The organism is Catenulispora sp. GAS73 (assembly GCF_041262085.1).
Taxonomy (GTDB): domain Bacteria; phylum Actinomycetota; class Actinomycetes; order Streptomycetales; family Catenulisporaceae; genus Catenulispora.
Window position 1 is genome coordinate 33,942 of record NZ_JBGCCM010000035.1, and the last position, 18,673, is coordinate 52,614.

The following is an 18,673-nucleotide window of genomic DNA, read 5'->3' on the forward strand; positions in this document are numbered from 1 at the left end:
ACCGTCCTCGTTTGTGGAGGGTGAGCTGAGAAATGGGGGCGGGTGTGTGTTCTGTGTCACTTGCCGTTTCAGTCATCCGATGTATAGCCCTGGGAGCGGGGGCTGTAAAGACTGCGGAACACAATCGTTACCGGGATTTGCTAGATCCACTCCGGAAACCGCCAGGCCGACCTCGGTCCGGGAAGTGAGAAGGATCTTGAATCCCTTGACGATAGATCCGATGTTTGCCTAGAGTCCCGGAACGTGAGACTCCTCCGCCTGGGCGAGCCCGGCCGCGAGCGCCCCGTGCTGCTCGCCGCCGACGGCCGCTACTTCGATCTGACCGGTGTCATCGGCGACCTGGACCGTGCGTTCTGGGTGGACCAGGGCACGGATGTGGTCCGTGCCGCGGCTGAGGCCGGCACCCTGCCCGAGCTCCCGGCCGACGAGGTCGCTGGATTGCGCGTCGGCGCCGCTGTCGCGCGCCCCGGCAAGGTGGTGTGCATCGGGCTGAACTATCGGGACCACGCCGAGGAGACCGGTGCGCCGATCCCGCCGCGGCCCGTCGTTTTCATGAAGGACCCTTATACGGTCGTCGGGCCGAACGACGACATCCTCATCCCGCGCGGCTCGGTGAAGACCGACTGGGAGGTGGAGCTCGCCGTCGTCATCGGTGCGCGGGCCCGCTACCTGGAGTCGCACGAGGACGCGCTCGGCGTCATCGGCGGCTTCGCGGTCAGCAACGACGTCTCCGAGCGGGAGTTCCAGCTGGAGCGCTCGGGGCAGTGGGACCTGGGCAAGTCGTGTGAGACGTTCAATCCGCTCGGGCCGCACCTGGTCACCGCGGATGAGGTCGCCGACTTCCAGAAGCTGGGCCTGCGGTTGAAGGTCAACGGCGAGCAGCGGCAGAACGGCAACACCGAGAACATGATCTTCGGGGTGGCCGAGGTCGTCCACTACCTCTCGCAGCACATGGTGCTGGAGCCCGGGGACGTCATCAACACCGGGACCCCCGCGGGCGTGGCGCTCGGCATGGCCGACCACCCCTACCTGCGCGCGGGCGACGTGGTCGAGCTGGAGATCGACGGGCTGGGATCGCAGCGCTCGAATCTGGTCCAGGCATGAGCCGGATCGTCGGTTTCGAGACCTTCGACGTCCGGTTCCCCACCTCGCGGGAGCTGGACGGTTCGGACGCGATGAACCCGGACCCCGACTACTCCGCCGCCTACCTGATCCTGCGCACCGACGCGGGAGACGGCCTGGAGGGCCACGGCTTCACCTTCACCATCGGCCGCGGCAACGACGTGCAGGTCGCGGCGATCGAGGCGCTGCGCGAGCACGTCCTGGGCCGCGACGTCGAGGAGGTCTGCGCCGACCCGGGCATCGTGAACCGGGCCCTGATCGGGGACAGCCAGCTGCGCTGGCTGGGCCCGGAGAAGGGCGTCATGCACATGGCGATAGGCGCGGTCGTCAACGCGCTCTGGGACCTGGCGGCCAAGCGTGCCGGCGTCCCGCTGTGGAAGCTGCTGGCCGACGGCGATCCGGAATGGCTCGTCTCGCAGGTCGACTTCCGCTACATCGCCGACGCGCTGACCGCCGAGGAGGCGCTGGAGCTGCTGCGGCGCGGCAAGGACGGCGCGGCCGACCGCGAGGCCACCCTGCGCGCCCAGGGGTATCCCGCCTACACCACCTCGCCGGGCTGGCTCGGCTACTCCGACGAGAAGCTGACCCGGCTGGCGCACGAGGCGGTCGCCTCCGGCTTCTCCCAGATCAAGCTGAAGGTCGGCGCGGACCTGGCCGACGACGTCCGCCGCTGCCGGGCCGCGCGCGCCGCGGTGGGGCCGGACATCCGGATGGCGATCGACGCGAACCAGCGCTGGAACGTCGGCGAGGCGATCGAGTGGGTCAAGGCGCTGGCCGAGTTCGACGTGTACTGGATCGAGGAGCCGACCTCCCCGGACGACGTGCTCGGGCACGCCGCGATCCGGGCCGCTGTGGCGCCCGTGAAGGTGGCCACCGGGGAGCACGTGCAGAACCGGATCGTGTTCAAGCAGCTGCTGCAGGCCGAGGCCATCGACTTCGTCCAGCTGGACGCGGCGCGGGTCGGCGGGGTCAACGAGAACCTGGCGATCCTGTTGCTGGCGGCCAAGTTCGGCGTGCCGGTCTGCCCGCACGCCGGCGGCGTCGGGCTGTGCGAGTTGGTCCAGCACCTGTCGATGTTCGACTTCGTGGCGCTGACCGGCACCACCGAGGACCGGGTCGTGGAGTACGTCGACCACTTGCACGAGCACTTCGTGACGCCGACCGTGGTCACCGGCGGGGCGTACCAGGCCCCGACCGCGCCGGGCTTCTCCGCGGAGATGTTCCCGGCGACCCTGGAAGCGTATTCGTTCCCTGACGGCTCGTTCTGGCGCGCGGACCGAGGAGAGGGCTGAGATGCAGGACATGCGGGACTTCGAGGGGCTGAAGGCGGTCGTCACCGGCGGCGGCTCGGGCATCGGCGCGGCCACCGCGCGGCTGCTGGCCAACCGCGGCGCGGCGGTCGCGGTGCTGGACCTGGACCCGGCCGCGGCGATCAGCGCGGGGCTGCACGGCTTCAAGGCGGACGTCTCCGACGACGCCTCGGTGCGCGCGGCGATCGCCTCGGCCCGGGAAGCGCTCGGCGGCCTGGACATCCTGGTCAACAACGCCGGCATCGGCGCGGCCGGCACCGTCGAGGACAATCCCGACGAGCAGTGGATGAAGGTCTACGACGTGAACGTGGTCGGCATGGTGCGCGTGACGCGCGCGGCCCTGCCGGCCCTGCGCGAGTCGCAGCACGCCGCGATCGTGAACACCTGCTCGATCGCCGCCACCGCTGGCCTGCCGCAGCGCGCGCTCTACTCGGCGACCAAGGGTGCGGTGCTGTCGCTGACCCTGGCGATGGCCGCGGACCACGTCCGCGAAGGCATCCGCGTGAACTGCGTGAACCCCGGCACCGCCGACACCCCGTGGGTCGGCCGCCTGCTGGACGCCGCCGACGACCCGGCCGCCGAGCGCGCGGCGCTGGAGGCGCGGCAGCCGATGGGCCGCCTGGTCTCGGCCGACGAGGTCGCCGCGGCGATCGCGTACCTGGCCTCGCCGACGGCCGCCTCGGTCACCGGGACGGCGCTCGCCGTCGACGGCGGAATGGCAGGGTTGCGCTTGCGTCCCGTGGGACAGTGACTGCATGTCAAACACCATCGGCCGCGGCGTCGCGCTGACCGAGCTGTCGTTCGGCGCCGCGGCGCTCGGCAACCTGTTCACCGCGGTGACCGACGACGAGGCGCGCGCCGCCGTGGACGCCGCGTGGGACGCCGGCATCCGCGCGTTCGACACCGCGCCGCACTACGGTCTCGGCCTGTCCGAGCGGCGGCTCGGGGCGGCGCTGCGGGAGCGGCCGCGCGGCGAGTTCGCCGTGTCGACCAAGGTGGGGCGGATCCTGGAGCCGGTGGCCGATCCGGTCGGCCTCGACGACGAGGGGTTCGCGGTGCCGGCGGCGTTCCGGCGGGTGTGGGACTTCTCCGGGGACGGCGTGCGGCGCTCGATCGAGGCCAGCCTGGAGCGGCTCGGGCTGGACCGCGTCGACACCGTCCTGATCCACGATCCCGACCGGCATGAGGACCAGGCGATCGGGGAGGCGTTCCCGGCGTTGGCGAAGCTGCGCGACGAGGGCGTGATCGGGGCGGTCGGCGTCGGGATGAACCAGGTGCGCGTGCCGCTGCGGTTCGTGCTGGAGACCGACATCGACGTGGTGCTGCTCGCCGGCCGCTACACGCTGCTCGACCGGTCCGGCACCGAGCTGCTCGACCGGGCGGCCGCGCATGGCGTGGACATCGTCATCGGCGGCGTGTTCAACTCCGGGCTGCTGGTCGATCCGAAGCCGAGTTCGACCTACGACTACGCGGCGGTCCCGCCCGAGATCCTGGCCGAGGCGTTGCGCCTCAAGGACATCTGCGAGCGGCACGGCGTCCCGCTGCGCGCCGCCGCGCTCCAGTTCCCGCTGCGGCATCCGGCCGTGCGGTCGGTGCTGATCGGCGCCCGGTCGCCGCAGGAGGTGCGCGACTGCGTGGAGATGGCGCGGGTGCCGATCCCCGACGCGTTGTGGGCAGAGGCCTGAGATGCGCGTCGCCCTGTTCATCACCTGCTACAACGACGCGCTCTTCCCCGACACCGGCAAAGCCGTCACCGCCGTGCTGGAGCGGCTAGGCCACACGGTCGAGTTCCCGGCGGCGCAGACCTGCTGCGGCCAGATGCACTACAACACCGGGTACCGGCGCGAGGCCGATTCGCTGGTCGGGGCGTTCAACGACGCCTTCCGCGGCTACGACGCGATCGTCACGCCGTCCGGCTCCTGCGGTGGCCACGTCCGGCACCACCACAAGACCGAGACGGCGCCGAACGTGTACGAGTTCTCGGAGTTCTTGGTGGACGTCCTGGAGGTGACCGATGTCGGCGCCTACTACCCGCACCGCGTCACCTACCATCCGACCTGCCACAGCCTGCGCATGCTGCGCGTCGGCGACAAGCCGTTGCAGCTGCTGCGCGCGGTCGAGGGCATCGATCTGGTGGAGCTGCCGGAGGCCGAGTCGTGCTGCGGGTTCGGCGGGACGTTCGCGATGAAGAACTCTGAGACGTCGGTGGCGATGCTCCAGGACAAGATGGGGAACGTGAGTAAGACCGGTGCGCAGACGCTGTGCGCGTCGGACAACTCCTGCCTGATGCACATCGGCGGGGGACTGGGGCGAGTTAAGTCGGGTGTCAGGACCCTGCATCTGGCCGAGATCCTGGCGGCGACGCGATGAGCCGCGATGAAGTCAACGTAGTGTGGCTGGGGTCGCCGACGTTCCCCAAGGCAGCACACGACGCGTTGCAGGACACGCAGCTGCGCCGGAATCTGAAGCACGCGACCACCACCATCCGCGACAAGCGGTTGAAGGCTGTCGCAGAGCTCGACGACTGGGAGACGCTGCGCGAAGCCGGCTCGCAGATCAAGGACCGCGTCATGCGGCACCTGGACGAGTATTTGCTTCAGCTGGAGGCGTCGGTCACGGCGGCCGGCGGTGTCGTGCACTGGGCCGAGGACGCGCGCGCGGCCAACGCCATCGTCAGCGAGCTGGTGCGGGCCAAGGGCGCGACCGAGGTCGTGAAGATCAAGTCCATGGCCACCCAGGAGATCGGGCTCAACGAGGCCCTGGAAGCCGAGGGCATCGAGGCCACCGAGACCGACCTCGCCGAGTTGATCGTGCAGCTGAACGACGACCGGCCCTCGCACATCCTGGTCCCGGCCATCCACCGCAACCGCACCGAGATCCGCGACATCTTCAAGCGGGAGATGGGCAAGCATGGCGTCGCCGCGCCGGACGATCTGACGGACGAGCCGCGAGTGCTGGCCGAGGCGGCGCGGGTGCACCTGCGGGAGAAGTTCCTGCGGGCGAAGGTGGCGATCTCCGGAGCCAACTTCGCGTGCGCGGACACCGGGACCGTCGGGGTCGTGGAGTCCGAGGGCAACGGCCGGATGTGTCTGACGCTGCCGGAGACGCTGATCACGGTGATGGGGCTGGAGAAGGTCCTGCCGTCCTTCAATGACCTGGAAGTGTTTCTGCAACTGCTGCCGCGGTCGTCGACGGCGGAACGTATGAACCCTTATACGTCGCTGTGGACCGGTGTCACGCCTGGCGACGGACCGCAAGAGTTCCACCTGATCCTGCTCGACAACGGCCGGACGAAGACGTTGGCCGACACCGAAGGCCGGTCGGCGCTGCACTGCATCCGGTGCTCGGCGTGTCTGAACGTGTGCCCCGTTTACGAGCGGACCGGCGGTCGGTCGTACGGATCGGTGTATCCGGGGCCGATCGGGGCGGTGCTGACGCCGCAGTTGGTCGGGGTCGGGACGTCTGAGCATGCTGATTCGCTGCCGTTCGCCTCGACCCTGTGTGGCGCTTGCTACGACGCCTGTCCGGTGCGGATCGACATCCCCGAGATGCTGGTGCACTTGCGGGCCAAGGTCGTGGACTCGCATCGGGGCGGCGTGCCGAAGCCCGAGGCGTTGGCGATGAAGGGCGCGCTGGTGGTGTTCGGGTCGCCGCGTCGGTTGGCGATGGCCGAGCGCTTGGGGGCGATGGCGGGGCGGCTCGTGGGAATCCGCGGCGGACGGTGGCTGCCGGGGCCGGCGAGGAAGTGGACGGGAGCGCGGGACGTGCCGGTGCCGGCGCGGGAGCCGTTCCGGACGTGGTGGCGGAAGGCGGGACGGCCATGAGCGAGGCGAAGGCGGCGATCCTGGGGCGTATCCGCTCGGCGCTGCGCGATGTGCCGGGTGACGAGCGTCCCGAGGACGTCGAGGTCACCCGCGCTTACGTCGACAGTCATGCGACCGGGGGCGTCGTCGACCTGTTCGTGGAGCGCGTCGAGGACTACCGGGCCACGGTCGCGCGGGTCGGCGAGTCCGACGCGCCGGCTGAGATCGCGCGGATTCTTGCCGAGCATGGTGTCGAGAACCTGGTCGTGCCTCCGGGCTTTCCGGAGGAGTTGCTGGCTGCGTATCAGGGTTCTCGGTTGGCGGACGATCCGCCGCTGACCCCCGCCGAGCTCGACGCGTCGGACGGCGTGATCACCCTTGCCGCGCTGGGGATCGCGCTGACCGGGACCATCGTGCTGGACGCCGGGCCCGGGCAGGGGCGGCGCGCGCTCTCGCTCGTGCCGGACCTGCACCTGTGCGTGGTCCGGGCTTCGCAGGTCGCCGCCGACGTGCCGCTCGCGCTCCGCACACTGGTGCCGGAGCGGCCGACCACGTTCATCTCGGGGCCGTCGGCGACCTCCGACATCGAGCTGGACCGGGTCGAGGGCGTGCACGGGCCGCGGACGCTTGCCGTTGTGTTGATTTCTGGGTGAGTCTGTTTATTTCTGAGACTTCGGCTAGGCTGGGGCTGTCCCACTCGCTCTCCGCGGAGGTCTGAACAAGCATGCGTTTGCTGGTCATCGGTGGCGCCGGGTACGTCGGCTCGGTCACCTCCGCGGTGCTGGTCGAGGCCGGGCACGAAGTCACCGTCGTCGACGATCTGTCCACCGGGCACCGGGACGCCGTGCCCGCCGGCGCCGCCTTCCGGCACGCCGACGTGCTGGACCAGCGGCAGCTCGGGGACGTGCTGCGGGCCGTCACCGAGCAGGGCCCGATCGACGCGATCCTGCACTTCGCGGCGCGCTCGCTGGTCGGGGAGTCGGTGGCCGAGCCGGCGCGGTACTTCCGGCACAACATCACCACCACGGCGAACCTGCTGGAGGCGATGCGCGACTACGGGATCGGGACGATCGTCTTCTCCTCGACCGCCGCCTGCTACGGCGAGCCGGAGGCCACGCCGATCACCGAGGACATGCCGACGGTGCCGACCAACCCCTACGGGGCCTCGAAGCTGGCGGCCGACCAGATGCTGACGTTCGCAGCTCCCGCGTACGGCATCGCCGCGGTGTCGCTGCGGTACTTCAACGTCGCCGGCGCCTACGGTGCGCAGGGCGAGCGGCACGAGGTGGAGACGCACCTGATCCCGCGGCTGCTGGACGTCGCGGCCGGGAACGCGCCGGAGGCCTCGGTGTTCGGCACCGACTACCCGACGCCGGACGGGACCGCGATCCGCGACTACATCCACGTGCGGGACCTGGCCGAGGCGCACCTGCTGGCGCTGGGCGCGGCGAAGAAGGGCGAGCACCTGATCTGCAACCTGGGCACCGGGACCGGGTTCTCGGTCTACGAGGTGCTGGAGGCGGTGCGCAAGGCGACCGGGGCGGCGGTTCCGGCCGCGGAGAAGCCGCGGCGTGCGGGCGATCCGGCGCGGCTGGTGGCCTCGGCGGAGCGGGCGCGGACGGTGCTGGGCTGGAGCCCGGAGCGGACGGAGCTGGCCGAGACCGTCGCGGACGCCTGGGCCTTCTATCGTCGTTAGTCGCTCATATCGGCCCTTGGGCGATTTCCGGGGCTGATATGCAGTGTGGTGTTTTGCGGACAACAAAAAGCCGCATTCGGAAGCGGTGTTCCGAATGCGGCTCGCGTTATTGCCGAAGAGGATCCCTCAGAGCGGACGGACGTCCTCCGCCTGAGCGCCCTTCGGGCCCTGGGTAACCTCGAACTCGACGCGCTGGTTCTCCTCCAGCGAGCGGTAGCCGCTCGACTGGATGGCGGAGAAGTGCACGAACACGTCCGGGCCGCCCTCATCCTGCGAGATGAAGCCGTAGCCCTTCTCGGAGTTGAACCACTTGACTGTCCCCTGAGCCATCCTGCTCTCATTTCCTGCTTGAAGAACCATTGTCGGTCTGTGGTCTTAGACGAGAAGGGCCCGGCGGAATGCGATCCGCTGGGCCTTTTAACACCGCGAACTACGACCTTGGCTGCGAGTGTACGCGATCATTCCGGCCTCGGCGAGAGTGTGGATCATCGCTCAGATCACGATGCAGCCACGACTCGATCACGTCGCAGGCCGGTTCTGCTCATAATGCGCGCTGCGTGCTGACCGATCTACACCCCGGGCTCGGTGCTGATGCGTCTACCCTTGACACGAAGAAAGTCGGCAGTCCAAAGGAGAACCGCCCGTGTCCGCCTCACCCAGCGTGTCCTATTCGATCACCGTCCGTCTGGAGGCTCCCTCCTACGGCAACGCGGTGAGCGGGATCACCAGGGCGGTGGAGGACGCCGGCGGTGTGGTGACCGGTCTGGACGTCTCCGGGTCGAGCCGGGACCGCCTGCGCGTCGACGTCACGATCGCGGCCAGCAGCGAGGAGCACTCCAAGGCGATCACCGACGAGCTGACCAAGATCGAGGGGGTCGAGGTCGGCAAGGTGTCCGACCGGACGTTCCTGATGCACCTCGGCGGCAAGATCGAGATGAGCTCCAAGGTCGCGCTGCGCAACCGCGACGAGCTGTCCATGGCCTACACGCCGGGCGTCGCGCGGGTGTCGCTGGCGCTGGCCGAGAACCCGGGGGACGCCCGGCGCCTGACGATCAAGCGCAACACGGTCGCCGTGGTCACCGACGGCTCGGCGGTGCTGGGGCTGGGGAACATCGGCCCGATCGCGGCGCTGCCGGTGATGGAGGGCAAGGCGGCGCTGTTCAAGCAGTTCGCCGGGGTGGACGCGTGGCCGCTGTGCCTGGACACGCAGGACACCGAGGAGATCATCATGGTGGTCAAGGCGATCGCGCCGGGCTTCGCCGGGATCAACCTGGAGGACATCAGCGCGCCGCGGTGCTTCGAGATCGAGCGCCGGCTGCGGCAGGAGCTGGACATCCCGGTCTTCCACGACGACCAGCACGGGACCGCGATCGTGGTGCTGGCGGCGCTGACCAACGCGCTGAAGGTGGTCGGCAAGAAGCTGCAGGACGTGCGCATCGTCGGCTCCGGCGCGGGCGCCGCGGGCACCGCGATCCTGAAGCTGCTGATCGCCGCCGGCGCCACCGACATCACGGTCGCCGACTACCACGGCGTGGTGCACGTCGGCCGCGACGACGTCAACGGCGGCGCCGGGGACGGCGGCGACGGCGGCGAGGACCTGCGCTGGGTCGCCGAGCACACCAACCCCGGCAACCTCAGCGGCACCCTGAAGGAGGCACTGGCCGGCGCGGACGTCTTCATCGGCGTCAGCGCCCCGCGCATCCTGACCGGCGACGACATCGCCACGATGGCGCCCGGCGCGATCGTCTTCGCGCTGGCCAACCCGGAGCCCGAGGTGGACCCGGACGACGCGCTGGCGCACGCGGCCGTGGTCGCGACCGGCCGCAGCGACTACCCGAACCAGATCAACAACGTGCTGGCGTTCCCGGGCGTGTTCCGCGGACTGATCGACGCGCAGTCGAACAACGTCACCCCGGAGGTGCTGGTGGCGGCGGCGCGGGCGATCGCGTCGACGGTGGGGGACAGCGACCTGAACCCGAGCTACATCGTGCCGAGCGTGTTCCACAAGGACCTGGCCAAGACGGTGGCCGAGGCCGTCGTGGCGGCGGTGAAGGGCGAGCAGGCGGAGTAACGCGTGGTCGCGGTGCGGATGCAGGAGTAGCGTCCGCACCATGGGTACTGGGACGAAACCGGCGGGACGTGCGGCGGGACGGGCTCAGAAGCTGCCGATGCAGGGCCTGGTGAACGCCATCACACGCGCGGCCTTGAGCACCCCGGGCGTGGCCAAGGGGGTCGGCCGCAAGCTGATCCTGCTGTACGTCTTCGGCCGCCGGAGCGGCAAGCGGTACGCCATCCCGATCGCCTACATGGAGCACGACGGGAAAGTACTGGTCGGCACGCAGTTCGCCTGGAGCCGCAACCTGCGCACCGGCGACCCGATCCAGGTCAGGTACAAGGGCAAGCTCCGCTCGGCCGACGTCGAGGTGGTCGAGGACGCCGACCGGGTGGCGGACCTGTACACGCTGATGTGCCGGGACAACCACGCCTTCGCGAAGTTCCACAACATCGGCTTCGACGCCGAGGGCACGCCGGATCCGGAGGCGGTGCGCGAGGCTGTGCGGCTGGGGGCTCGGGCGATTCTGTTGACGCCGCAGGTTGGGTGAACCGCACCGCCGAGAAACCAAGCAGCCAGGCCGCCTGGTAACCGACCCGCCAAGTAGCCAGCCAGCCAAGCAAGCAGCCAGCCAGCCAAGCAAGCAGCAAGGCCGCCAAGCAAGCAGCAAGGCCGCCAAGCAGGCAGCAAGGCCGCCAAGCAGGCAGCAAGGCCGCCAAGCAGGCAGCAAGGCCGCCAAGCAGGCAGCAAGGCCGCCAAGCAGGCAGCAAGGCCGCCTGGCAACCAGCCAGACCGCGAAGCGACCAACCAGGCTGTCCGGCAACCGAGCCGCCAGACCGCCAAGCAACCAGCCAGCCTGCCAAGCCCAAGCCCAAGCCCGAGCGCCACCGCCGCCGACCCGCCGGCCGAGGACTGCGAATCGGCCGAGCCAAGTGCTTGCGGCGTGGGCGATCCGGCCGCAGCCCTGGCTCGGCACCCCCGCAAACGACGAAGCGCGGCGGTCGCGACCCAATTCGCGACCGCCGCACGGTCCGTGTGAAGTGCCCCTTGCCCGCCCTCGCCGTCGCGGATCTGCACGTGGTGGTGAGGTGTGCGCTGTGCGCTGTTACCTGTGCGGTGTGCTGGGCTGCGTTGTGTGGTGGGGAGTCGAACCCCGGCACTGCCCTTCGTGCACCATGGAGAGCCGAGATTTCCCCGTCGGCTCGTCGGGGTCGTGCACGCTTCCGCGGCGGTTACCTGCTTCACACGGTGGACCTCGCCTTGCGGCGGGGTCAGTCCTGAAGGTCGACCTCCCAGTTGGCGCGTTGGATGCGGACGTCGAGTTCGCGGAGTTCGCGGCTCAGGGCGTCGCTCTGGGCCCGCAGGGTTGCGACCGGGAGGGCTGACAGCATCTTCAGTTCTGAGCGCAGTTGGCGTTGGTAGCCCGCGTTCTTGCCGGCGGCGGCGTCGGCTGCGGCGGTGACCACCGAGTGGCGCATGCGCAGGGTGTCGCGGCGGGCCAGGGCGTCGCTGAGGGTGCCGTCGGGGCCGATCGTCGCCGCCGCGTTGGTGCGGTTGATGCGGCGGATCAGGTCTTCGAGGCGGTCCAGGACGGTGCCCGCCTCGGCCAGCAGGGCCGCGGCGTCTTCGGACGGCTCCTCGCCCTCCTGGTAGCGCGCGTTGGCCACGATGCGGGCCTTCAGCTGCTCGGCGCGGCGTGCCGCGTCGGCGCGCAGCGCCAGTGCTTCAGCCACTTTCATTCCGGTCACCCCCGAGTTCGGCGCCGATACGTTCTTCGGCTGCATCAGTATCGGGGGTGGTAAGTGGTTGTGCACCCGGAATTCCGTCCCGTGCCTGGAATTCGGAGGAATCCCGATCAGGCCGGAATCCCCATCTCCACGTCCGCGCCCAGCGCCGAGAGCTTCGCCTCGAAGTCCTCGTAGCCGCGGTGGATCAGGCTGATGCCGTGCACCGTGGACGTGCCCTGGGCGGCCAGCGCGGCGATCAGGTAGCTGAAGCCGGCGCGCAGGTCGGGGATGGTCAGCTCGGCGCCGTGCAGTTTCGTGGGGCCGGAAATGACCGCGGAGTGCATGAAGTTGCGCTGGCCGAAGCGGCACTTGCTGCCGCCGAGGCATTCCCGGTACAGCTGGATCTGGGCGCCCATGCGGTTCAGCGCCTCGGTGAAGCCCAGCCGCTGCTCGTAGACCGTCTCGTGGATGATCGACAGGCCCTGGGCCTGCGTCAGCGCCACCACCAGCGGCTGCTGCCAGTCGGTGGACAGGCCCGGGTGGACGTCCGTCTCCAGCGCCAGGGCGCGCATCTGGCCGCCGGAGTGCCAGAAGCGGATCGAGGGCTCGCCGGGGGTGTCGTCGACCTCGAAGTCTCCCCCTATGCGGCGGAAGACGTTCAGGAACGTCATCATCTCGCCCTGGGTGGCGCCGACCACGCGGATGTCGCCGCCGGTGGCCAGGGCCGCGCAGGCCCACGACGCCGTCTCCAAGCGGTCCGGGATGGCGCGGTGCGTGAAGCCGTCGAGCTGGTCCACGCCGATGATGCGGATCACGCGATCGTTGTGGACCGAGATCATGGCGCCCATCTTCTGCAGCACCGCGATCAGGTCCACGATCTCCGGCTCGGTGGCCGCGTTGGAGAGTTCTGTCACGCCCTCGGCCAGCACCGCGGTCAGCAGCACCTGCTCGGTGGCGCCGACGCTGGGGTACGGCAGCCGGATGTGCGTGCCGCGCAGCCGCTCGGGCGCCGAGATCAGCAGTCCCTCGGGGCGCTTCTCGACCACGGCGCCGAAGGCCCGCAGCGCGTCCAGGTGGAAGTCGATCGGCCGGTCACCGATCTTGCAGCCGCCCAGGTCCGGGATGAAGGCGCGGCCCAGGCGGTGCAGCAGCGGCCCGCACAGCAGCACCGGGATCCGGCTGGTGCCGGCGTGCGCCTCGACCGCGGCGTCGCTGGCGCGCTCGACCGAGGCCGGGTCCAGGATCAGCGTGTCGGGGCTGGCGCCGCGGGTCACCGAGACGCCGTGCGCCTCCAGCAGGCCCGTGACGATCCGCACGTCCGAGATCGACGGCACGTTGTGCAGCACCGATTTACCGTGTCCGAGCAGCGCGGCCACCATCGCTTTGGGGACCAGGTTTTTCGCGCCACGGACCTGGACCTCACCGGACAGGGCGGCACCGCCGTGCACTGTCAGGACGTCGGAGGCGGTGCTCGGGGCCATGGTTCTCCACAGGTGTGTGCATCGGACCGCTCGCGTGGGGCAACGCAGAGCGGGACGGGTCGGCGGCTGGTCCAGGGTACTCGAACACGGGGCGCATGCGGTCGAAGCTCGCGAAGATCGCAGTTGGTGCGAGCGCCGTCCTCGCCCGGAAGCCCTGTGTGGGCAACAGGACGTACTGATTCGAACGCTGAGGGTCGCCGATCGCCGTCCCGCCGGGTGGCGGAAGGTCAACAGAGCGTCAAGAGGCGGTCGCGGACGCGCGGGCCTTGGGGCAAAAGGCGCCAGCGGGGGTCCGGGTGCGGGATCATGTGTGCCATGACGGACGCAGGGCGCGACGCGGGGGAGCAGGACGGCGGCAGAGTGCCGCTGGAACGGCTGACCGGCAAACTGCTGGTCGCCACCACGGTCCTGGTCGACCCCAACTTCGACCGCACGGTGGTGCTGGTCGTCGACCACGACGACGACGGCACCCTGGGCGTCGTCCTCAACCGGCCCGGGAGCCTGGACGTCGAGGACGTGCTGGAGACCTGGGCGCCGCTGGCGGCCGAGCCCCCGACGGTGTTCCTGGGCGGCCCGGTCGCGCTGGACTCGGCGCTGGGCATCGCCTGCGTGCGTCCGGAGGCGGCGGTGCCGGGCGAGGAGCCGCTGGGCTGGCGCCAGTTCTCCGGCCGCCTGGGCCTGGTGGACCTGGACGCGCCCCCCGAGGTGCTGGCCCCGGACCTGACCGCGCTGCGGATCTTCGCCGGGTACGCCGGCTGGGGCCCGGGGCAGCTGGCCGGCGAGCTGGCGCAGCGGGCCTGGTACGTGGTCGAGCCGGAGCTGGCCGACGTGTTCACCACCGAGCCGGAGGACCTGTGGCGCCGGGTGCTGCGCCGCCAGGGCGGGACCATCGCGATGGTCGCGAACTGGACCGAGGACCCTGATCTGAACTAGCGGTATCGGCCGGCGGTGTCAAATGTCTGATACGGCTCCGGACGGCCCGGAGCCGCGCACGGGACGCGGCGCCGGGCTGACGACTGGCTGTGAATCGCGCCGCGAGCGCTATTGCGTGGAGCTCAGCCCCGAGCTGATGTCCTTCATGCTCGGGATCTCCGAGCCGACCGCGCCGGTCTTGAGCAGGATGCCGTACAGCACGACCGCCAGCCCCAGCACCAGCGCCGCCTGCGCGAACGAGCGCGACCGCAGCTTGTTCTTCCGCGTCCACAGGCCCAGGACCAGCAGCGCCAGCAGCACCGCGAGCAGGCCCAGGATGATGTGCGCCCACGACTGGTAGGAGACCCAGTCGCGCTGCACGCCGAACGGGTCCTGCTTGGTGCGCGGGACGTTGTTCTTGAAGTCCGACCAGGTGCGGGCCGCGTCGTGGGCCTGGACCAGCGGGTTGACCAGCAGGTAGGCGCCGGCGGCCAGGGCCGCGACGAGCAGCGCCAGGACCGAGGCGGCGTCGATGCCGGGCAGGAAGGTCGCCGCGATGCCGGTGTTCGGCGCGTTCGGGTCGGCGGGTTCGGCGAACTCGGGTTCTCCGTCGGTGGGGGAGACCCAGGTGTCCTCGGCGAAGGCGCCGGTCGCCGGGTCCTGCGTCGCCGGAGCTTCGGCGCCGGGCTGGGCGGTGGCCTCGCCGGGCTGGCTAGGTCGGCCGGGCTGGTCGGGCTGGTCGGCGGCGCGCGCCGTCGCCTGGCTCATCGCGGCCTCGACGGACTCGGCAGGCTTCGCGGCGCCGGCGGTCTCGGCGGGCTTGGCAGCCCCGGACCCAGCCGGCGCCGGCGCCGTGGGCCGGTCGGCCGAACCACCAGGGGGCTGGCCGGTGTTCGGGTCCGGCTGGGTATTCGGGTTCTCGGTCACAGCATCAGTCCATTCATAACGGTTCGCACCATTGTGACCGGTTGGTAGCCCCCATCCTCGGGCGGCGCGCGGCGCGCGGTCGATGCCCCTTGTTAGCTACCCGCAGGTAAGTCATATTTGAGGAATCGTCATGTTCCACCTCCGTAGCACCCCCTCACCTGCTAGGAGTACCTGTGAACAGAACACGGCGCAGACCTCTCATCGCCCTGTTCGCGGCCACCGCGCTCGCCGGCGCGCTGGTGTCCGCCTGGAGCGGGACGGCGCAAGCCACCACCCACGCGGGCCCTGCGGCCGTCGTCGCGATGGGCGACAGCGCTATCTCCGGCGAAGGCGCCGGGACCGACACCGGCGACGACTACGTCGCCGGCACCGACGGCCCCAGCGACTACTGCCACCGCAGCACCAAGTCCGAGATCTTCGACACCGGGCTGTCCGGCCTCACCCCCTTCGACGTCGCCTGCTCCGGCGCGCAGACCGGGGACGTCGCCTCGCTCCCGCAGTACTCCGCGGTCACCGGCAGCGGCGGCGGCGACTACGGCGAGCCGAAGCAGGACACCCAGCTGACGGCCATCGCGAAGACGAACAGCGTGAAGATGGTCGTGCTGACCATCGGCGCGAACGACGACTTCGACTTCACCGGGATCATGGAGTCCTGCCTCAACCAGTACTTCCCGATCCCGCAGTCGCAGGGCTGCCGGGACACCATCGGCACCGCCGAGATCCAGCGGCGGGCCGCGGCCGTGCAGCCGAAGGTGATCGCGGCGATCGAGGACGTCCGACAGACCATGCGTAACGCCGGCTACGCGGACTCGGACTACCAGCTCGTCTTCCAGTCCTACTTCACGCCGATCACCCCGGACCTGCGCTCGGGCGTCGACAATTACGTCAGCAAGGTCTCCAACGGCTGCCCGGCCGCCACCGAGGACCTGGCCTGGGGCCACAACCTGGTGGTGCCGCTGTTCTCCGACGCGCTGCGGCACGCCGCCGAGCAGGTGCCCGGCGTGCGGTACCTGGACCAGCGGCGCGTCAGCTACGGCCACGAGGTCTGCGCGGAGTTCACGTCCTCGCCGTACGAGTACACCAACGGCGACGTCATCGACACCTCGGAGATGACCCGCAACGGCTGCGACCAGAAGGTCCTGTTCGGCGGCCTGATCTGCATGGACGAGATTCGGCAGTCCTACCACCTGCGGGTCGCCGGCTACCGGGGCGAGGGCGCGTGCCTCGGCGAGTTCTACGCGTCGGCGAACGCTGAGTCGTACTGCACGCTGGACCAGCAGGACGGCACCACGATCCGGCCGCTGAATCCCGGCCGGCCCTGGATGGACCAGGTCGACGACGGCGGGTGGTTCCAGCTGACCAGCAAGGTGAGCGGGAACGTCTGGGACTTCTCCGGCGGCGGCTCCGACGGCGACTCGACCAACGGCCGGCCGTTGATCACCTACGCGGCCACCGGCGGGCTGAACCAGTCCTTCGTCACCGAGATCAAGTCCGACGGCTCCTACGAGGTCGACTTCAGCGGCAACCGGAACATGTGCCTGGACGCCACCGGCGGGCAGGCCGCGGCCGGGGTGAAGCTGGAGCAGTGGGGCTGCAACGGCAACGCGAACCAGCACTGGTTCTTCAAGCCGGAGGGCGGCGGCTACTACGCCGTGTCGTCGGCGCAGAACCAGAACCTGGTCGCCACGGTCGGCGGCTCGACCGACGGCTCCGGGAATCCGGTGGTCGAGCTCCAGCCGTATTCGGGCGCCGCGGACCAGCTCTGGCAGCTCAACGAACTGGGGATCGTTTACCTGCACGGCTAGCCCCCGTGACCTGCAGGTAACGATCCAGTGCCGCGTCGCGCCGCAACGCTGCTCGCCGGGGGGCGGCGCGGCATAGACTCAAGAGCATGAGCACGCCGACTTTCGAACCGGACACGGACACCGGCGGCTCGACGATCGTCGAGGAACGCGTCGAGTCCGACTACCGCTACGAGCCCGGTGATGAGGAGCGCTTCGCGCACTACGCCGAGCGGGACAAGATCATGGAGGCGTCCGTCTTCGGGACGCCGCTGGTGGCGCTGTGCGGGAAGGTATGGGTGCCCTCGCGGGACCCGAGCCGGTTCCCCGTGTGCCCGGAGTGCAAGGAGATCTTCGAGGGCCTGGAGCCCGGCGGCGGTGACGGCGACGGGGACGGCGGGACGAGCTGACCGGGATGCTGAGGCCGGACGGTTTCGGGCCGTCCGGCGACGGGGGATTCGGGGGCGATGCGGGCGGTGCGGTGCCGGCCGGCGGTCATGCGCTGCCGGTGCGTGCCGCCGGGAGCCCGGAGGGTGCGCTGGTCTTCGGCGGCGAGGGCGAGCGGCCCGGCTTCGAGCTGGGCGCGTACGAGACTGACGAGGATGACGGCGAGATAGGCGGCGCGGCCAAGGCGTCGGAGGCGAGCTGGTTCGACGGTTCGGGTACTTCAGGTGCTTCGGCTGCTTCGGGCCCTTCGGTCGCTTCGGCCGGGGCAGGTTCAGCTGGCGCGGGCGTCTCAGCCGCTGCGGGAGTGCCCGCAGACGGTCCGGTGCCGGACCCGGGAGCCGATCAGCCGCTGCCCGCTGTCGGCCCCGGCCTGGCCGGCTCCCCGGTAGCGGCCCCGCGCTCCCTGTTCGGCCCGCAGAGCGTGGTCGAAGCCGTGCAGGTCCTGGCCGAGTACCCGGACGCCGTGATCATCGCCGGCGGCACCGTCGCCATGCCGGAGATCACCGAGGGCCGCCGCCACCCCGGCGCGGTCCTCACCCTGCACCGCTGCGCCGAACTGCGCGGCTGGTCGACCGGGCCCGGCGAGGTGCTGCTGCACGCCGGTCTGACGCTGGCCGAGATGCAGCAGCGCGATCTGCGCCAGCAGGTCCCGGCGCTGAACCAGGCCGCGCGGACGATCGGCGCGCCGCACGTCCGCGCCGCCGCCACCCTCGGCGGCAACCTGGTGGTCGGCCCGGCCTCGGCGGACCTGCCGGTGGTGCTCGCCGCGCTCGGCGCGTCCGTGCTGGTGGCCTCCGCCGACGGCGTGCGCACGGTCTCCGTGTCCGACTTCTACGACCGCGACGGCGTCCCGCAGCTCACCCCCGGCGAACTCGTCGTCGGCGCGCGGGTGCCGGTCGTCGAGGGCATGCAGGGCTTCATGAAGATCGGGGTCCGCGGCGGCATCTCGCGGTCGATCCTGTCGATCATGCTGGCCGTGGATCCGGCACGGCGCAGCGCGACCTGCGTCGTCGGCGCGATGGCGTTGGCCGCGCTGCCCTCCGGCACCGGCCGCGGCGGGCTGCCGACCCTGCTGCGCGCCGACCACGCCGACCGCTGGCTGGCCGAGCAGGTGGACTGGGAGGCCGGCGCGATCGCCGACCCGACCGTCTACGAGACCTTCGGGCGCCTGGTCGCCGACTCGCTCGTCTACGGCGACGGGGGCGGCACGCTCGGCGGGGGCGGCGACCCGTATCGTCGGAAGGCCGTGGAGATCTGCGCCCGCCGGGCGCTGCTGCGCGCGCTGCCGCCGCTGGGCTGGCTGGACCAGGTCCGCGAATTGCAGAAGCGGGCCGACTTCCAACGCGCCAAGCAGCGGGTCGAGCGTGCTGAGCAGGCGCGGAACCAGGACCGGTAGCCGGTAGTTCAGTAGGAC

18 protein-coding genes are annotated in these 18,673 nt (G+C 70.5%); 14 read left to right on the forward strand and 4 right to left on the reverse strand.

Annotated features, from left to right (window positions below):
• Nucleotides 1-243 precede the first annotated feature (243 nt).
• From ABH935_RS39135 to galE, 8 genes are all read left to right on the forward strand, one after another.
• Nucleotides 244-1,104 (forward strand): fumarylacetoacetate hydrolase family protein, encoded by an 861-nt coding sequence (locus ABH935_RS39135; protein WP_370383034.1) that lies wholly within the window; start codon nt 244-246, stop codon nt 1,102-1,104.
• A complete protein-coding gene (locus tag ABH935_RS39140) occupies nt 1,101-2,414 on the forward strand; it encodes an L-fuconate dehydratase (RefSeq protein WP_370383035.1) in 1,314 nt (437 codons plus the stop codon). Before ABH935_RS39135 ends, ABH935_RS39140 begins: the two co-directional genes overlap by 4 nt.
• 10 nt (nt 2,415-2,424) lie before the next feature.
• Nucleotides 2,425-3,183 carry an SDR family NAD(P)-dependent oxidoreductase gene (locus ABH935_RS39145; RefSeq protein WP_370383105.1) on the forward strand — a complete coding sequence of 253 codons (759 nt, stop codon included), beginning with the start codon at nt 2,425-2,427 and terminating at the stop codon, nt 3,181-3,183.
• Between the two features lie 4 nt (nt 3,184-3,187).
• The gene (locus ABH935_RS39150) at nt 3,188-4,117 is read left to right on the forward strand and encodes an aldo/keto reductase (protein WP_370383036.1); all 930 of its coding nucleotides are present in this window, start codon (nt 3,188-3,190) and stop codon (nt 4,115-4,117) included.
• A gap of 1 nt (nt 4,118) precedes the next feature.
• Nucleotides 4,119-4,802, forward strand: a complete 684-nt coding sequence (locus ABH935_RS39155) for a (Fe-S)-binding protein (protein WP_370383037.1) — start codon at nt 4,119-4,121, stop codon at nt 4,800-4,802.
• Nucleotides 4,799-6,256, forward strand: a complete 1,458-nt coding sequence (locus ABH935_RS39160) for a LutB/LldF family L-lactate oxidation iron-sulfur protein (RefSeq protein WP_370383038.1) — start codon at nt 4,799-4,801, stop codon at nt 6,254-6,256. The genes ABH935_RS39155 and ABH935_RS39160 overlap by 4 nt, the downstream gene beginning before the upstream one ends.
• Nucleotides 6,253-6,888 (forward strand): lactate utilization protein C, encoded by a 636-nt coding sequence (locus ABH935_RS39165; RefSeq protein ID WP_370383039.1) that lies wholly within the window; start codon nt 6,253-6,255, stop codon nt 6,886-6,888. Before ABH935_RS39160 ends, ABH935_RS39165 begins: the two co-directional genes overlap by 4 nt.
• Nucleotides 6,889-6,959: 71 nt before the next feature.
• The gene (gene galE, locus ABH935_RS39170) at nt 6,960-7,931 is read left to right on the forward strand and encodes a UDP-glucose 4-epimerase GalE (protein ID WP_370383040.1); all 972 of its coding nucleotides are present in this window, start codon (nt 6,960-6,962) and stop codon (nt 7,929-7,931) included.
• Between the two features lie 126 nt (nt 7,932-8,057).
• On the opposite strand, the gene ABH935_RS39175 is transcribed toward galE, so the two are convergent.
• Nucleotides 8,058-8,261 carry a cold-shock protein gene (locus ABH935_RS39175; protein ID WP_370383041.1) on the reverse strand — a complete coding sequence of 68 codons (204 nt, stop codon included), beginning with the start codon at nt 8,259-8,261 and terminating at the stop codon, nt 8,058-8,060.
• Between the two features lie 313 nt (nt 8,262-8,574).
• Between ABH935_RS39175 and ABH935_RS39180 the strand changes: the two genes are divergently transcribed.
• Together ABH935_RS39180 and ABH935_RS39185 are read left to right on the forward strand one after the other, a co-directional pair.
• Complete coding sequence (locus tag ABH935_RS39180) at nt 8,575-10,002, forward strand: NAD-dependent malic enzyme (protein WP_370383042.1); 1,428 nt, start codon at nt 8,575-8,577, stop codon at nt 10,000-10,002.
• Between the two features lie 40 nt (nt 10,003-10,042).
• Entirely contained in the window at nt 10,043-10,534 is a 492-nt protein-coding gene (locus ABH935_RS39185; protein WP_370383043.1) for a nitroreductase/quinone reductase family protein, read from the forward strand.
• Nucleotides 10,535-11,255: 721 nt separating this feature from the next.
• Here the strand turns inward: ABH935_RS39185 and ABH935_RS39190 are convergent.
• A complete protein-coding gene (locus ABH935_RS39190; protein ID WP_370383044.1) occupies nt 11,256-11,723 on the reverse strand; it encodes a DIP1984 family protein in 468 nt (155 codons plus the stop codon).
• 116 nt (nt 11,724-11,839) lie between these two features.
• Nucleotides 11,840-13,192, reverse strand: coding sequence for a UDP-N-acetylglucosamine 1-carboxyvinyltransferase (murA, locus tag ABH935_RS39195; protein ID WP_370383045.1), 1,353 nt, complete (start codon nt 13,190-13,192; stop codon nt 11,840-11,842).
• Between the two features lie 315 nt (nt 13,193-13,507).
• Here murA and ABH935_RS39200 point away from each other — a divergent pair, with 315 nt between their 5' ends.
• Complete coding sequence (locus ABH935_RS39200; RefSeq protein WP_194905001.1) at nt 13,508-14,125, forward strand: YqgE/AlgH family protein; 618 nt, start codon at nt 13,508-13,510, stop codon at nt 14,123-14,125.
• A gap of 108 nt (nt 14,126-14,233) precedes the next feature.
• Here the strand turns inward: ABH935_RS39200 and ABH935_RS39205 are convergent, their stop codons facing one another.
• Entirely contained in the window at nt 14,234-15,031 is a 798-nt protein-coding gene (locus ABH935_RS39205) for a hypothetical protein (protein ID WP_370383046.1), read from the reverse strand.
• A gap of 173 nt (nt 15,032-15,204) precedes the next feature.
• Between ABH935_RS39205 and ABH935_RS39210 the strand changes: the two genes are divergently transcribed.
• From ABH935_RS39210 to ABH935_RS39220, 3 genes are all read left to right on the forward strand, one after another.
• Nucleotides 15,205-16,836: an RICIN domain-containing protein gene (locus tag ABH935_RS39210; RefSeq protein ID WP_370383047.1), complete on the forward strand. Its 1,632-nt coding sequence runs from the start codon at nt 15,205-15,207 to the stop codon at nt 16,834-16,836.
• Nucleotides 16,837-16,922: 86 nt separating this feature from the next.
• Nucleotides 16,923-17,222: a DUF3039 domain-containing protein gene (locus ABH935_RS39215; RefSeq protein ID WP_370348999.1), complete on the forward strand. Its 300-nt coding sequence runs from the start codon at nt 16,923-16,925 to the stop codon at nt 17,220-17,222.
• Between the two features lie 5 nt (nt 17,223-17,227).
• Nucleotides 17,228-18,655 carry a xanthine dehydrogenase family protein subunit M gene (locus tag ABH935_RS39220; RefSeq protein WP_370383048.1) on the forward strand — a complete coding sequence of 476 codons (1,428 nt, stop codon included), beginning with the start codon at nt 17,228-17,230 and terminating at the stop codon, nt 18,653-18,655.
• Nucleotides 18,656-18,673 lie beyond the last annotated feature (18 nt).

Excerpts from the sequence above, each read along its gene's own strand:
- galE (WP_370383040.1), top strand. The coding sequence starts at position 6,960 with ATGCGTTTGCTGGTCATCGGTGGCGCCGGGTACGTCGGCTCGGTCACC.
- murA (WP_370383045.1), bottom strand. The coding sequence starts at position 13,192 with ATGGCCCCGAGCACCGCCTCCGACGTCCTGACAGTGCACGGCGGTGCC.
- ABH935_RS39165 (WP_370383039.1), top strand. The coding sequence starts at position 6,253 with ATGAGCGAGGCGAAGGCGGCGATCCTGGGGCGTATCCGCTCGGCGCTG.
- ABH935_RS39175 (WP_370383041.1), bottom strand. The coding sequence starts at position 8,261 with ATGGCTCAGGGGACAGTCAAGTGGTTCAACTCCGAGAAGGGCTACGGC.
- ABH935_RS39155 (WP_370383037.1), top strand. The coding sequence starts at position 4,119 with ATGCGCGTCGCCCTGTTCATCACCTGCTACAACGACGCGCTCTTCCCC.
- ABH935_RS39160 (WP_370383038.1), top strand. The coding sequence starts at position 4,799 with ATGAGCCGCGATGAAGTCAACGTAGTGTGGCTGGGGTCGCCGACGTTC.
- ABH935_RS39220 (WP_370383048.1), top strand. The coding sequence starts at position 17,228 with ATGCTGAGGCCGGACGGTTTCGGGCCGTCCGGCGACGGGGGATTCGGG.
- ABH935_RS39185 (WP_370383043.1), top strand. The coding sequence starts at position 10,043 with ATGGGTACTGGGACGAAACCGGCGGGACGTGCGGCGGGACGGGCTCAG.
- ABH935_RS39200 (WP_194905001.1), top strand. The coding sequence starts at position 13,508 with ATGACGGACGCAGGGCGCGACGCGGGGGAGCAGGACGGCGGCAGAGTG.
- ABH935_RS39190 (WP_370383044.1), bottom strand. The coding sequence starts at position 11,723 with ATGAAAGTGGCTGAAGCACTGGCGCTGCGCGCCGACGCGGCACGCCGC.
- ABH935_RS39215 (WP_370348999.1), top strand. The coding sequence starts at position 16,923 with ATGAGCACGCCGACTTTCGAACCGGACACGGACACCGGCGGCTCGACG.
- ABH935_RS39150 (WP_370383036.1), top strand. The coding sequence starts at position 3,188 with ATGTCAAACACCATCGGCCGCGGCGTCGCGCTGACCGAGCTGTCGTTC.
- ABH935_RS39145 (WP_370383105.1), top strand. The coding sequence starts at position 2,425 with ATGCGGGACTTCGAGGGGCTGAAGGCGGTCGTCACCGGCGGCGGCTCG.
- ABH935_RS39140 (WP_370383035.1), top strand. The coding sequence starts at position 1,101 with ATGAGCCGGATCGTCGGTTTCGAGACCTTCGACGTCCGGTTCCCCACC.